This is a genomic window from Sphingobium sp. B11D3D, assembly GCF_025961755.1.
Classification (GTDB): domain Bacteria; phylum Pseudomonadota; class Alphaproteobacteria; order Sphingomonadales; family Sphingomonadaceae; genus Sphingobium.
Genome location: NZ_JAOQOG010000001.1, coordinates 2805546 through 2818635 on the forward strand (window position 1 = coordinate 2805546; position 13090 = coordinate 2818635).

Consider the following 13090-nt stretch of genomic DNA (forward strand, 5'->3'; position numbering starts at 1 on the left):
CCTGCCCGCTAAGCCATGCAGATTCGCCGCCTCAAGCTGACCGGCTTCAAGAGCTTCGTCGAGCCGACCGAGTTGCGGATCGAGCCGGGGCTGACCGGCATTGTCGGGCCGAATGGCTGCGGCAAATCCAATCTGCTAGAGGCGATCCGCTGGGTGATGGGCGAATCCAGCCCCAAATCCATGCGCGGCGGCGGGATGGACGATGTGATTTTCGCCGGCACCGCCACTCGCCCGGCGCGCGACTTTGCCGAAGTCGGCCTGTTCGCCAGCGTGCCGCCGGGCACCGTGCTGCCGGCGATCGACATGGGCAGCGATGGCGAGCTGGAAGTCATGCGGCGCATCGAGCGCGGCGCGGGCAGTGCCTATCGCGCCAATGGGCGAGACGTGCGCGCCAAGGATGTCGCATTGCTCTTCGCCGACGCCGCCACCGGGCCGCACAGTCCGGCGCTGGTCAGCCAAGGCAAGATCGCGGCGGTCATTGCCGCCAAGCCCGCCGAGCGCCGCGCGATGCTGGAAGAAGCGGCGGGCATCGCCGGCTTGCATGTGCGCCGCAAGGATGCCGAGCAAAAATTGCGGGCGAGCGCGGCCAATCTCGCCCGGCTGGATGAAATCCTCGCCGAGATGGACGTGCGCGCCAATGCGCTCCGTCGACAAGCGCGAGCCGCCGAGCGCTACACGGAATTGAGCGAAAAGATCGTTCTGGCCGAGGGCCGCGTGTTCTTCGCCCGCCATCGCGAGGCCGCCACCGAAGCTGATCGTGCCGCGCAGGATGCCGAGAAGGCCGAGGCACTGGTGCGGGTGGCGCAGGAGGCGCAGCTGGGCGCCGCCGCTCATCAGCAGGCCGCCATCGAGACACTGGCGCGCGCACGCACGGCCGCCAATGAGGCCCGAGAGGCGGCAACGGAGGCCCGCTTCGCGCTGGAGCGGCTGACTGGCGAGCGCGATACCCTGCTGCGCCGGATCGCCGAGCTGGAAAGCCAGCTCGCGCGTGTGAGCGAGGACCAGCAGCGAGAGGGCGCGCTGGCCGCCGATGCCGCCAATGCCATCGAGGCGCTGCAGGCCGAGGATGCGACGCTCGCCGAGCGGATCAAGGCGGCGAAGACGACGCTGCCGGCCTTCGTCACGCGCCTCGCGGAGGCCGAAACGGCCAGCCGCGATGCCGAGGTCGCGCTGGCGCAGGCCATGGCGCGACTGGCCGGCGAACAGGCCGAGCGCCGGGTTGCCGAGGCTGGGCTGAATGCCGCGCGGCAGAAGCTCGCCCGCGCTCGCAGCGAGGCCGAGCGGATCGCCTCTGCCCTCACCGCCCTGCCCGATGCCGCGCCGCTCGCCACCCGCCAAGCCGAGGCCGAGCAAGCCAAAGCCGATGCCCTCACCGCCCGCACCGATGCCGAGGCGCGCATCGCCGCCGCCGCGCAGGCGCGCGAGGCGCATACGCAGGCTGTCGGCGAGCAACAGCGCGCGCTCGCCGCCGCCCGCGCCACCGTCGCCGCGCTGGATAGCGAAGCCAAGGCACTGGCCCGCGGGCTGGAGACGCAGGGCAGCGGCGATCGCGCCATCGATGCCCTGCGCGTCGACCCCGGCTATGAGCACGCGCTCGCCGCCGCGCTGGGCGATGATCTGCAGGCCGCGCTCGGGGCGCAAGGTCTGGCCCGCTGGAGCGGTGCCGCCGTCGATGCGCGCGATCCCGCTTTGCCGGACGGGTGCGATGCCCTCGCCTCCCATGTGCGCGCGCCCGAGGCGCTTGCCCGCCGTCTCGCCCAGATCGCCGTGGTCGAGCAGGATGACGGCCAGCCGCTTGCGGTGGGCCAGCGCCTTGTCACGCGCGACGGGCAATTGCGGCGCTGGGATGGGTTCGTGGCGCAGGAGGGCGGTGGCGCGGCGGCCGAGCGGCTGATCCGCATCAACCGCCTTGCCGCGATCGAGCGGGAGCGGCCTGCCGTCGCCGCCACGGTCAGCGCTGCCGAGCAGGCCTTGGGCGCCGCCGAGGCATCGCTGCGCGCGGCCGGCACCGACGAGCGCGCCGCCCGCGAGGCAATGAGCGCTGCCGATACGGCCCTGCGCGGGGCAGAGCGCACGCTCGGCGAAGTGGCGACCGCACTGGAACGCCTTGCCGGACAGCGGGCGGACCTCGACCGGCGCCATCAGGAAGCCTCTGCCGATCTCACCACCGCCGAGCGCGAGCTGGAGAGCGCGCAGGCCGCCCATGATGCGCTCCCGGCTGGCGACGACACCGCCGCGCGTGTCGATCTGCTCAAGTCGGGCGCGGAACGGTGCCGGGCCGCCATCGGTCAAGTGCAGGCCGAGCGGGCCATGGCCGAGCGGGCGCTGGCCGCCGATGAGGAGCGCGTGAAGGCGATCCGCAGCGATGTGGCGGGCTGGAAAGCGCGTGCCGGCGATGCCGTGCGCCGCGTCGCCGAGATGAAGACGCGCGCCGAAGCGCAGGCGACCGAACTGGACGGGCTGCGCGATCGGCCCGCAGCGCTGGCGACGGAACTCGACGTCCTGACGCAGGCCGCTCGCGACAATCAGGCCTCCGTCGACCGCAGCCGCAGCGAGGAGGCTGCCGCCGAGGCGACATTGACCGCCGCGGAGAAGGCGCTCGCCAATGCCAATGAGGCTCTCTCCACCGCCCGCGAGGCGCGGGCCGGAGCGCAGGCGCGCGCCGAACATGCCGTCGCGCGCCGCCGGGAAATCGGTCAGGCCTGCGGCGAGCGCTTCTCCTGCCCGCCGCCCGTGCTGCCGAGCAAGCTTGGCTTCGCGAGCGAGGAGGTCGTCGCCGCATCCGAAGAGCAGGCCCGCTATGACAAGCTGGTGCTGGACCGCGAGCGGATCGGCCCGGTCAATCTCGTCGCCGCTTCGGAACTGGCCGAGCTGGAGGACACGCAGACCCGGAGCCGCGCCGAAAGCGAGGAACTCACCACCGCGATCAACCAGCTGCGCGGCTCCATCGGCCATCTTAATCGCGAGGGACGGCAACGGCTGCTCGCAGCCTTCGAGGCCGTGAACGGCCATTTCCAGCGCCTGTTCAGCACGCTCTTCCAGGGCGGCAGCGCGCATCTGGAATTGATCGAGAGCGATGATCCGCTGGAGGCTGGCCTTGAAATCCTCGCCCAGCCGCCGGGCAAGCGGCTGACGACGCTGACGCTGCTGTCGGGTGGCGAGCAGGCTCTCACCGCAGTGGCGCTTATTTTCGGGCTATTTCTAACCAATCCGGCACCAATCTGCGTGTTGGACGAGGTCGATGCGCCGTTGGATGACGCCAATATCGAGCGCTTCTGCGGGCTTTTGGAGCGGATGGTGCAGGATACCGCGACCCGCTATCTGATCGTCACGCACAATGCCGTTACCATGAGCCGGATGCACCGGCTGTTCGGGGTGACGATGATCGAGCAGGGTGTGAGCCGGCTGGTGTCGGTGGACCTGCAGGCGGCGGAGGATTTGCTGGCGGCGGAGTGAGCGACACCGATGGCGCCGCATAAGAGTAGGGCCGCCCTACCCCGCTTCGTCACGCCGGACTTGATCCGGGGTCCAGCTTCTTGTGATGCGTTGGATTGGGGACTGCCAGAAGGCCTTTGCGCCCTTAAGTGCAGAAGGTAGCGGGACCCCGGATCAAGTCCGGGGTGACGAAGTGCTTAATGCACCGTCAGTTCGCCTGAACCAGCGGCACCCTCGCCTTCAATGCGGCTCCTTGCTCACGTCCACCTTTTCCACCCATTCCGGGTAGAAGCTCGGCTCGCGGCTCGACCAGCCCGCAGCCGTGGCGGCGGCTTCGCTGATCGACTGGAGCAGGGCCCGCCGACGTTCGGGGTGGAGGTGCGGCAGGCTGGCGGCGGCGCAGAAGGCGCCGGGCAGCCAGGGGCGTGACCCTGCGCCGATGAGACGCTCGTAGAGGAAGCGATAGGCCGAGAAACTGTTCAGCCGGTTCTGGCCAAGGTCGAAGGCGGAGACGGTGACCAGCGGTGCCATGAACGGCTCGACCTGATCCAGCCCGCTATCATCGGGTACCCGCGCCTTGATCTCGTCCAGCCGGCCATAGAGGCGGCTCTGTGCCTTGATGCTCGCCGCCTCGACAACGTCGCGCCCCCAGGTTTCCATGGGTGCGCCGCGATGGAAGGCGACATCGAGCGAGCGGCGGATGTAACGCTGCGTTGCAGCCGGGAAGGAGGCAAACTCGCGCAGTTCCGCGAGGGTTACGGCCCCGTCAGTCGGCTTGGAATGCTGACCCAATGCTGCCTCCATCATTTACGTTTCGGAGATTATGCCCCTGCCTGGTTACCGGCAGCTTAAGCCTCCGTTGTGCAACGTTCACATGGAATCAGATTATCTTGTGCGACGCAACAGGAATTTTCCTAAGCGGCATTCAGTTTGCCGAAAATATCCGGAAACCCTTGTAATTCCTGAACTATCTGGTGGAGTATCGCCAAGAAAATCATGCTGCATCGCAACATGAAACTAAGAAACTCGAGTCCGGTCGCGGCCCCCGCCAGCCACCGGCCTGTATTTCTTTGCCCTCGTTCCCCCGATAGTAGCCGCTTGGCGCCACAAGGCAAGCAGACCGGTGCGTGCGACAAATGCCCACGGTTGCGGGAAAGCCCGCAAAGTGAGGATCAGGCCGCCGCGGCGCCCTTGGGCGAAATCGTGGGGGCAGTCCGGAACAGCTCGCCGAACGGATCGTCCTCGACCTCCGGTGCCGGCGCTTCACGCACGGTGGCGCGGCGCATGTCGCGACGCTCGTTCCAGTCGAACTGGCCGCCCTTGTGGAACACGGCAAGATTGTCCCAGATCACCATGTCGCCGACGGCATAGTCGACGCTGATCGCATATTGGTCCTGCGTCGCGAAAGCGTTGAGATAATCGATCAGTTCGCGGCTCTCTTCCCAGCCCCAGCCGACCACGCGGTAGCAGTGCGCGCCGGCGTAGATCATCTTGCGGCCCGAGCCTTTGTGGACATGCACCAGCTTGTGGACCGGGCGGTGACGCGCCTCGATATCCTCGCGGCTGATTTCGGCGCCGCCCTGCTTGCGCGACCACCAGAGGCTGTGCTCGCATTCCAGATTTTCGATCTTGTCCTTCACATCCTGCGGCAGGTCGTCATAGGCCGAGCGTGCATCGGCAAACCAGGTCGGCCCGCCGGACGGCGGCACTTCGACGGCGCGGAGCATGGAATAAGATGTGCGCAGGTCCATGAAGCTGCTGTCCGTGTGCCAGATCTGGTCACCCTTGCGATAGGTCGTGGCGCCCGGATCCCAGTTGATCTCGCCCTGCGCATTGAGATTGCCGGCGTTGAACAGGAAGATGCGCGGGCGGCCCTCGCGGGGCGGCAGGCTCTCCAGATGGCCGAAATTGCGTGCGAAGGCGATCTGCCCCTCATCGTCCAGCCCGGTGTTCCGGTAGACGGTCACGCCCCAGCGATCCTGCTGAGCGATCAGCTCGGCGACCGTATCCGCATCCAGCGGCTTGCTGATGTCCACGCCAGAAATCTCGGCGCCGAAACGGGGGGTGATGGGTGTGGCCGTGATCGTCATCAGTCTATCCTGCTCCTAAGGAGGCCGATAGTAGCACAATCATTAGCATGGTCAAGTATTCGCCACGCTTGGAATGCGCCCTGCTTCGCCAGCCTCGCGTCACGGCGATAGCGCCTCCCGCCTAGCTTTTCGAGGCTTTCATGCTGGCAAGAACCTCGCGCAGGGCGCTCAGCCCCGCCGGCTTGGGAAGCATCGGCCAATCCCTGGTGCCATCGCCCAGATAGCTGCTGTCCGGATAGCCGCTCATCACCACGAACGGGATTTTGCGGGCCTCCAGTTCCATCAGCACCGGCTCCGAGGTTTCGCCGCCCAGATTATAATCGACGATCGCGCCGGTGATATTGCCGCTTTCCAGAGCTGTAATCGCCTGGCTTACTGTGGCGACGGGATAGACTTCATCCGCCCCCAATTCGCGCAACGTCAACTCAAGGTCGAGCGCGATAAGCATTTCATCTTCAAGCAAAAGAACATTCAGCATCCCCGGTTCCTCGAACATTCAACGAGAGGCGCCGGCCTGCCCCTGTTACTGACCCTTTGCGGCCCGTTTACTATCATGAACGCGGCTCTGCGGTGCCTCTATGCGCGGTGAGTTGATGGATGTCTGTTCACTTTTGAACATAGACGGGAACTGCGGCGGGGGCTGATCGTTATGCATCGCATGCACGACATCGTCTCGCCCGGCATCGATCATAACAATCTGGTGGCAGCGCTGAACCCTGCCGATCTGGCCCTGATGGCCAAAGTGGCGCGCGTCGTGCGCCTACCCACGGGCACGACCCTTTACGACCCCGGCGATACCGTGGTGGCCGCTTATTTCCCCCTTGGCGATGCGGTCGCGACTTTCCACGTGCTGATGGACGACGGCTCGTCGGTCGAGATCGCGATGGTCGGCCGTGAGGGGGCTGTGGGCGGCATTGTCAGCAGCGGGCGGCTCGCGGCCTATTCCCGCTCCTGCGTGATGCATGGCGGCTATTTCGCCCGGTTCGATTCTGCGACGCTGGAGACGCTGAAAGCGAGTTCTCCCGCTATTCGCGATCTGCTCAGCCGCTATGCGGACTGTCTGCTCGCCCAGATTTTTCAGTCGGTCGCGTGTAACGCGGTCCACAGCCTGGAGATGCGGGCGGCCAAATGGCTGACGGCCGCTGTCGATCGCACCGGCAACAATCAGGTGATGATGACGCAGGAGGAATTCGGGTCCCTGCTGGGCATTGCGCGCAGCTATGCCAGCCGCCTGATCAAAAGCTTCAAGACCGACGGGCTCGTCCAGACCCGGCGTGGCTCGCTCGTGGTGCTGGATGCGGATCGGCTGCGTCAGCGCGCCTGTTCATGCAACGATATGGTGCGCACCCATTTCGATCACGTGCTGGCGGGCGTCTATCCAGACCCCGCCGAGCTTGAGCACCTGGTCCACGACGTCAGCCCCTAACGTTTGCCAGGAGCTGTCGCGCGGGAGATGGCCTCCTACTTTCTGGTCTTCGGCGGGAGCGGCGCGCATTTGGTTTTGTCGCCAGCCAGACAGGCCGCGACATCCGCTTCCCACTTCGCCCGCGCCTCAGCGGCCTGCGCCTGTTCCGCGGCGATTTCTGCATCCCGCGCCGCCAGCGCGTCCCGATAGGTCTGTTCACGCGCGGCCTGCTCGTCGGCAATGGCCTTCTTCTGCGCCTCGAAATCGCTCATCTGCTGCGCAGCCAGCTTTGCCTGCTCGGCATGGAGCACACGCCGCTCTTCCTGCTCCTGCGGCGTGTCCTGCGCCAGCGCGACGGTGGCTGAGACCATCATGGTGCCTGCAAGGGTCGCCAGTCGTGCGTAACGTGCCAGGGTCATGTCGTTCTCCGTCGTCTGTCAGGCCGGGCATTCCACGCCACGGCCTGCTGGTACAATGATTAAGATCAAGACTCGATGCACGTGCAATCGCGCGAATGTCCGTCGGGCCATCTCGCATCTGGCCTCGGGCGATCCTATCTGTGCCTCTGGCTGAACCTTGCCGCTGGATTCCCTTCAGGAACAGAGATAGAACACCGCCCATGAGCCTTACCCATATTTCGGTGCGCGGCGCGCGCGAGCACAATCTCAAGGGCATTGACGTGGATCTGCCGCGCGATGCGCTGGTCGTCATCACGGGCCTCTCCGGCAGCGGCAAGTCGAGCCTCGCCTTCGACACCATCTATGCCGAGGGCCAGCGGCGCTATGTGGAGTCCCTCTCTGCTTATGCGCGCCAGTTCCTGGAGATGATGCAGAAGCCGGATGTCGAGCATATCGACGGCCTCTCGCCGGCCATCTCGATCGAGCAGAAGACCACGAGCCGCAACCCGCGTTCCACGGTCGCGACCGTGACCGAGATCTACGACTATATGCGCCTGCTGTGGGCGCGCGTGGGCGTGCCTTATTCCCCCGCCACCGGCTTGCCGATCAGCGCGCAGACGGTGAGCCAGATGGTCGACCGCGTGCTGGCGCTTCCGGAGGGGACGCGGGTCTATCTGCTCGCCCCGGTCGTGCGGGGCCGCAAGGGCGAGTATCGCAAGGAGCTGGCCGAGTGGCAGCGCGCCGGCTTCACCCGCGTGCGCATCGATGGCGAGTTCTACCCCATCGAGGAAGCCCCCGCGCTCGACAAGAAGTACAAGCACGACATCGAGGTGGTGGTGGACCGCGTGGTGGTCCGCGAGGATATGGCGCAGCGGCTGGCGGAGAGCTTCGAGACGGCGCTCAAGCTGGCCGAGGGGCTGGCTTATGTGGATTTGGCTGAGGGGACGGTGGCGGAACTGGGCAGCACGCCCTCCCCGTTCGTGTCGAGCGAAGTCGAGACACAAGAGGAGAACGCTGCTGGCATCTCGACTTCGCTCGATGCGAACGGAGGCAGTGCCAAAGGCAAGACCGGCATGAAAAACGCCGGCATCCCGGCCAACCGCATCATCTTCTCCGAAAAATTCGCATGCCCGGTCAGCGGCTTCACCATTCAGGAGATCGAGCCGCGCCTGTTCTCGTTCAACGCGCCGCAGGGCGCTTGCCCGGCCTGCGATGGCCTGGGCGAGAAGCTGGAGTTTGACGAGCAGCTCGTTGTCCCCAATGAGGCACTGACCCTCAAAAAGGGCGCGATCGTGCCCTGGGCCAAGTCCAATCCGCCGAGCCCTTATTACATGCAGGTGCTCGCCTCCCTCGCCAAGGCCTTCGGGTTCAGCCTGGAGACGCCGTGGAGCGAACTGCCGGGCGAGGTGCGCCTCATCATCCTGCACGGCACGGGCGGCAAGCCGGTCACCCTCACCTTCCAGGATGGGCGCAAGAGCTACAGCGTCTCCAAGCCGTTCGAGGGCGTGATCGGCAACCTCAACCGCCGGATGCTGCAGACGGACAGCGCCTGGATGCGCGAGGAGCTGGGCAAGTTCCAGACCGCGCAGCCCTGCGAGACCTGCGGCGGCGCGCGCCTCAAGCCCGAGGCGCTGGCCGTGAAGGTCGCGATGCAGGACATCGCCACCCCCACCCGCATGAGCGTGGTGGATGCGCTGGCCTGGTTCACCGCCCTGCCCCAGCAGCTGACCGACCAGCAGAACCAGATCGCCAAGGCCATCCTCAAGGAGATTATCGAGCGGCTCGGCTTCCTCAACAATGTCGGGCTCGATTATCTCAATCTGGACCGCACCAGCGGCACGCTCTCGGGCGGCGAGAGCCAGCGCATTCGCCTCGCCAGCCAGATCGGCTCGGGCCTCTCCGGCGTGCTCTATGTGCTGGACGAGCCGAGCATCGGCCTCCACCAGCGCGACAACGACATGCTGCTGGTGACGCTCAAGCGCCTGCGCGATCTCGGCAACACCGTCATCGTCGTGGAGCATGATGAGGACGCGATCCGCGCCGCCGACCATATCGTGGACATGGGGCCGGGCGCCGGCGTGCATGGCGGTGAGATCGTCGCGCAGGGCACGCTGGCCGATGTGCTGGCGACGCAAGGCTCGCTCACCGCCGATTATCTCAACGGCACGCGGGAAATCCCCGTCGCCGCCAAGCGCCGCAAGGGCAGCGGCAAGAAGCTGACCGTGAAGAATGCCCGCGCGAACAATCTCAAGGGCGTCAGCGCGTCCATCCCGCTCGGCACCTTCACTTGCATCACCGGCGTCTCCGGCTCGGGCAAGTCCAGCTTCACCATCGACACGCTCTATGCCGCCAGCGCCCGCGCGCTGAATGGCGCCCGCGTGATCGCCGGCGCGCATGACAAGATCGAGGGGCTGGAGCATCTCGACAAGGTGATCGACATCGATCAGTCGCCCATCGGCCGCACCCCGCGCTCCAACCCGGCGACCTATACCGGCGCCTTCACCAACATCCGCGACTGGTTCGCCGGCCTGCCGGAAAGCCAGGCGCGCGGCTACAAGCCCGGCCGCTTCTCCTTCAACGTGAAGGGCGGCCGCTGCGAGGCCTGCCAGGGCGATGGCGTCATCAAGATCGAGATGCACTTCCTGCCGGACGTCTACGTCACCTGCGAGGAATGCCACGGCAAACGCTACAATCGCGAGACGCTGGAAGTGAAGTTCAAGGGCCACAGCATCGCCGACGTGCTGGACATGACGGTGGAAGACGCCGTCGAGTTCTTCAAGGCCGTGCCGCCGATCCGCGACCGCATGGCCATGCTCGCGGAAGTGGGCCTGGGCTATGTGAAGGTCGGCCAGCAGGCGACGACGCTCTCAGGCGGCGAGGCCCAGCGCGTGAAGCTCGCCAAGGAGCTGAGCCGCCGCGCCACCGGCAACACGCTCTACATCCTCGATGAGCCCACCACCGGCCTCCACTTCGAGGATGTGCGCAAACTGCTCGAAGTGCTCCACGCGCTCGTCGAGCAGGGCAACAGCGTCGTGGTGATCGAGCATAATCTCGATGTCATCAAGACCGCCGACTGGATCATCGACCTGGGGCCGGAAGGCGGCGTGAAGGGCGGCGAGATCGTCGCGACCGGCACGCCGGAGCAAGTGGTGAAGGAGAAGCGGAGCTATACGGGGCGGTATCTGGCGCCGTTGCTGGGGAAGAATGCGGTGAGCGAGGCGGCGGAGTGATAATCAATTCACAGCTTCACCTGATATTTTTGGCCATCTCGAACCTTACCTAGCAGCGCTACAAGCGCATCAGAATATTTACGGGAAATTGAGCTATCCTTTTTTCCAACTTTCACCGCGCAGTGATATCTATTGTCTGAAGCTTTTATGTCTAATCCCTTTTCTGATTTTACCTTTTCTATAAGCTTATTTGCGCCGTTCCAACTGGAGTAACCCAACTTCTCGCCAACGATGGAGAGCGTATAAGGATGAGATTTATTAACGTCGTCAGCGTGAGTGATACCCAGTAGAGTGGGAAGTTTGTCTTCTGAATCGACTATTCCTTCTAAAGTGTGGTAGTCGACTTCAATGTTACCGTTAGGTATATCACTCCTGGTGAGCTTCATCGCTCGCGCGGCCAGAGCACGCACCAAAGCGGGATTAACATCCTTCAATTCATGACGAGCTGTAAGAGCCTGAAACACTTCAAGTAAAGAATTGGTTCTCAGCGCCTTTATGCGGAATTGATTTCCCTCCGAAGGAATAGAAACTTCTGTTTGAATTGCACCATCCTGCAATTCACTGTCATATATAACCTGAATTACGTTCGCAATTAGGCCCGTTTCGTCCGCAACTATCTGGCCAATATCTTCCAATATTATTCGAACATTGGAATCAGTCAGGCTGTACCCGAAAATAATGATAGGATGTTCAGCGAAATAAGTGAGAAGCTTTGCCGCAAAATACTTGCTTTCTTTACCCCATTTGTCATAGTCTTCTTTATTGATTACTATTGTGTTAGGCGAATCAACATTCCCATGTATGTGATATACTTCACCATAGGCATTTAGATTATATCTAAGAACCTGTTTTCCGATTATAGCCTCATAACCAGTAAACAGACTTTCTAACATATTATCATAATTAGTAGTGATTATTGCATGCGGCCTTATAGACCTTAAGGCAATAAACTCGTTTTTATATTCTTTTACACTTTCAAACACCTCTTTAGGCGTTAGAGATGAAAATATTTCCGCAATGAGATATTTTATGAATGATGATTTATGCTCGCTGCCGTAAAGCTCTTCAGGAAACTTGCTTTTCCCCTCGTTCCATGCCCATTCAAAGACTAATTCTGTGAGATCAGAACCAATTGCTACAAGGTCTCGCTCATTCTTCTGAGACAAGTACTCATATGTTGGACGATCTTTTGGGAGGAGCGCATGGATTGCTCTCAAAGTTCCTTCCCAGTCAGGGGCCGACAGATATCGCCGGGTTAGACCAGAACCCACGAAAAGAACCGGTTGGCACTCAAAATTTTCAATAAGCGCTTCGACAACTTCTTCAGTAACGCTTTGTTTATGGACATTGGCGATCATTCGAGGCCTCCCAGCTTTATCCCAGAATGCACAAGGAACAAAAGGTGGTCAACTCGAGATAGATCCTCATCGTTGAGGCGACATATATCGGACGATGAAGCAGTTAGGCGCGTTTCGCCAACCCCAACCCCACAAACCCGTCAAAATCCCGATCGCTATAAAGCAGCGGCACCCCCTCCATGATGCACCGCGTCGCGATCAGCGTATCGATCGTCTTGCGCACCGTGATGCCCCGCGCCCGCAGCGCCCGATAATCCCGCGCTGCCTGTATCGCCATCTCGCGTCCGCCAATCTCGATCACATCCAGAGCGCCCATCATAGCAAGCGCCTGCTCGAAATCGCGATCCTTGGTGAAGCCTGCCCATCCGCAGGATTGCAGACAAGGCACAACGGAAGCTGCTAATCTCCTCCCATGTCGCTCTACCGCCCCGAGTTCGAAGCCGCGCTCGCCCTCTTCGCCCGCATCAGCGAGGCCATGGATGCGCGCGGGCTATCCCGCCCCGTTCTGGTCGGCGGCGCAGCGGTCGAATATTATACGGGTGGGGCGATCAGCACCGGCGATTTCGACATGTGCTCCACCGTTCAGCCAGAGCTGGAAGAAGAGATGCAGCGGCATGGCTTTGTCAGACCATCGGGCAAAGGCATGGCCACACGCGGCTGGATTCACCCGGAATTGCGGCTTGGTTTCGAGGTGGTCGGCGATGTCCCGCTGGACGGTCATGTCGGTCGGGACCAGCTCGTTCTGGTCGATGAGTTCACGCCCGGCGCCGCCTTCGCCATCATTCGCGTCGAGGATTTGATTGCGGATCGCATGGGCCAATATGCCTCCGGCACGGCGCGCGAGATGCTGGCACAGGCGCGCTCGTTACTGCATCTTCACCCGGACGCCGATATGACCTATCTTGAAGCCCGCGTCCGTCAGGAAACGGACGGAGATTTTGGAGCCGATGATGTCGCAGGCGAAGGATAGAACCGACTGGCCCGGCCAGCGCGTTGCCTTTGGCGCGTTCGCCGAGAAGCTCGCCCGTCGCCGCGCGGAACTCGGCATTACGGACGCCGACATCCCCCGCAACAGCGGCGCCCGCCGCACGGAGAGCAAGAAGGCGTTGCTCAAGGCCATCAAGGAGAGCGGCGGCAGCTGGTAAGGCCGCCGACACGCTTGACCGCCTCCCGC

At 63.3% G+C, this 13090-nt stretch carries 11 protein-coding genes; 5 read left to right on the forward strand and 6 right to left on the reverse strand.

Features of this window, described 5'->3' with window-relative positions; translation table 11 throughout:
- Positions 1-15: 15 nt before the first annotated feature.
- On the forward strand, positions 16-3456 hold the full coding sequence (smc, locus tag M2334_RS13270) for a chromosome segregation protein SMC (protein ID WP_264605666.1): 3441 nt from the start codon (positions 16-18) through the stop codon (positions 3454-3456).
- 219 nt (positions 3457-3675) lie between these two features.
- Here the strand turns inward: smc and M2334_RS13275 are convergent, their stop codons facing one another.
- The 3 genes from M2334_RS13275 to M2334_RS13285 all read right to left on the reverse strand — a co-directional run bounded on the left by M2334_RS13275 (position 3676) and on the right by M2334_RS13285 (position 6003).
- Positions 3676-4227: a hypothetical protein gene (locus M2334_RS13275; RefSeq protein WP_181558892.1), complete on the reverse strand. Its 552-nt coding sequence runs from the start codon at positions 4225-4227 to the stop codon at positions 3676-3678.
- Between the two features lie 380 nt (positions 4228-4607).
- The gene (locus tag M2334_RS13280; RefSeq protein ID WP_264584412.1) at positions 4608-5525 is read right to left on the reverse strand and encodes a TauD/TfdA dioxygenase family protein; all 918 of its coding nucleotides are present in this window, start codon (positions 5523-5525) and stop codon (positions 4608-4610) included.
- A 121-nt stretch (positions 5526-5646) separates the two neighbouring features.
- On the reverse strand, positions 5647-6003 hold the full coding sequence (locus M2334_RS13285; protein ID WP_264605667.1) for a hypothetical protein: 357 nt from the start codon (positions 6001-6003) through the stop codon (positions 5647-5649).
- A gap of 180 nt (positions 6004-6183) precedes the next feature.
- Between M2334_RS13285 and M2334_RS13290 the strand changes: the two genes are divergently transcribed.
- A complete protein-coding gene (locus M2334_RS13290; RefSeq protein WP_264574598.1) occupies positions 6184-6951 on the forward strand; it encodes a Crp/Fnr family transcriptional regulator in 768 nt (255 codons plus the stop codon).
- Positions 6952-6986: 35 nt separating this feature from the next.
- Here the strand turns inward: M2334_RS13290 and M2334_RS13295 are convergent, their stop codons facing one another.
- Positions 6987-7349 carry a hypothetical protein gene (locus tag M2334_RS13295; protein ID WP_264586701.1) on the reverse strand — a complete coding sequence of 121 codons (363 nt, stop codon included), beginning with the start codon at positions 7347-7349 and terminating at the stop codon, positions 6987-6989.
- Positions 7350-7549: 200 nt separating this feature from the next.
- Between M2334_RS13295 and uvrA the strand changes: the two genes are divergently transcribed.
- Positions 7550-10558 carry an excinuclease ABC subunit UvrA gene (uvrA, locus tag M2334_RS13300; protein WP_264605668.1) on the forward strand — a complete coding sequence of 1003 codons (3009 nt, stop codon included), beginning with the start codon at positions 7550-7552 and terminating at the stop codon, positions 10556-10558.
- An 8-nt stretch (positions 10559-10566) separates the two neighbouring features.
- Here the strand turns inward: uvrA and M2334_RS13305 are convergent, their stop codons facing one another.
- Together M2334_RS13305 and M2334_RS13310 are read right to left on the reverse strand one after the other, a co-directional pair.
- The gene (locus tag M2334_RS13305) at positions 10567-11916 is read right to left on the reverse strand and encodes an SIR2 family protein (protein ID WP_264605669.1); all 1350 of its coding nucleotides are present in this window, start codon (positions 11914-11916) and stop codon (positions 10567-10569) included.
- Positions 11917-12019: 103 nt separating this feature from the next.
- Positions 12020-12235, reverse strand: a complete 216-nt coding sequence (locus M2334_RS13310) for a hypothetical protein (protein ID WP_264605670.1) — start codon at positions 12233-12235, stop codon at positions 12020-12022.
- A 93-nt stretch (positions 12236-12328) separates the two neighbouring features.
- Here M2334_RS13310 and M2334_RS13315 point away from each other — a divergent pair, with 93 nt between their 5' ends.
- Both M2334_RS13315 and M2334_RS13320 read left to right on the forward strand, forming a co-directional pair.
- Complete coding sequence (locus tag M2334_RS13315; protein WP_264605671.1) at positions 12329-12886, forward strand: hypothetical protein; 558 nt, start codon at positions 12329-12331, stop codon at positions 12884-12886.
- A complete protein-coding gene (locus tag M2334_RS13320) occupies positions 12867-13061 on the forward strand; it encodes a hypothetical protein (protein WP_264605672.1) in 195 nt (64 codons plus the stop codon). Before M2334_RS13315 ends, M2334_RS13320 begins: the two co-directional genes overlap by 20 nt.
- Positions 13062-13090: the final 29 nt, after the last annotated feature.

Bases quoted from the DNA above. Each gene is read 5' to 3' on its own strand.
- smc (WP_264605666.1), top strand. From the start codon at position 16: ATGCAGATTCGCCGCCTCAAGCTGACCGGCTTCAAGAGCTTCGTCGAG.
- M2334_RS13280 (WP_264584412.1), bottom strand. From the start codon at position 5,525: ATGACGATCACGGCCACACCCATCACCCCCCGTTTCGGCGCCGAGATT.
- M2334_RS13285 (WP_264605667.1), bottom strand. From the start codon at position 6,003: ATGCTGAATGTTCTTTTGCTTGAAGATGAAATGCTTATCGCGCTCGAC.
- M2334_RS13290 (WP_264574598.1), top strand. From the start codon at position 6,184: ATGCACGACATCGTCTCGCCCGGCATCGATCATAACAATCTGGTGGCA.
- M2334_RS13295 (WP_264586701.1), bottom strand. From the start codon at position 7,349: ATGACCCTGGCACGTTACGCACGACTGGCGACCCTTGCAGGCACCATG.
- uvrA (WP_264605668.1), top strand. From the start codon at position 7,550: ATGAGCCTTACCCATATTTCGGTGCGCGGCGCGCGCGAGCACAATCTC.
- M2334_RS13305 (WP_264605669.1), bottom strand. From the start codon at position 11,916: ATGATCGCCAATGTCCATAAACAAAGCGTTACTGAAGAAGTTGTCGAA.
- M2334_RS13310 (WP_264605670.1), bottom strand. From the start codon at position 12,235: ATGATGGGCGCTCTGGATGTGATCGAGATTGGCGGACGCGAGATGGCG.
- M2334_RS13315 (WP_264605671.1), top strand. From the start codon at position 12,329: ATGTCGCTCTACCGCCCCGAGTTCGAAGCCGCGCTCGCCCTCTTCGCC.
- M2334_RS13320 (WP_264605672.1), top strand. From the start codon at position 12,867: ATGTCGCAGGCGAAGGATAGAACCGACTGGCCCGGCCAGCGCGTTGCC.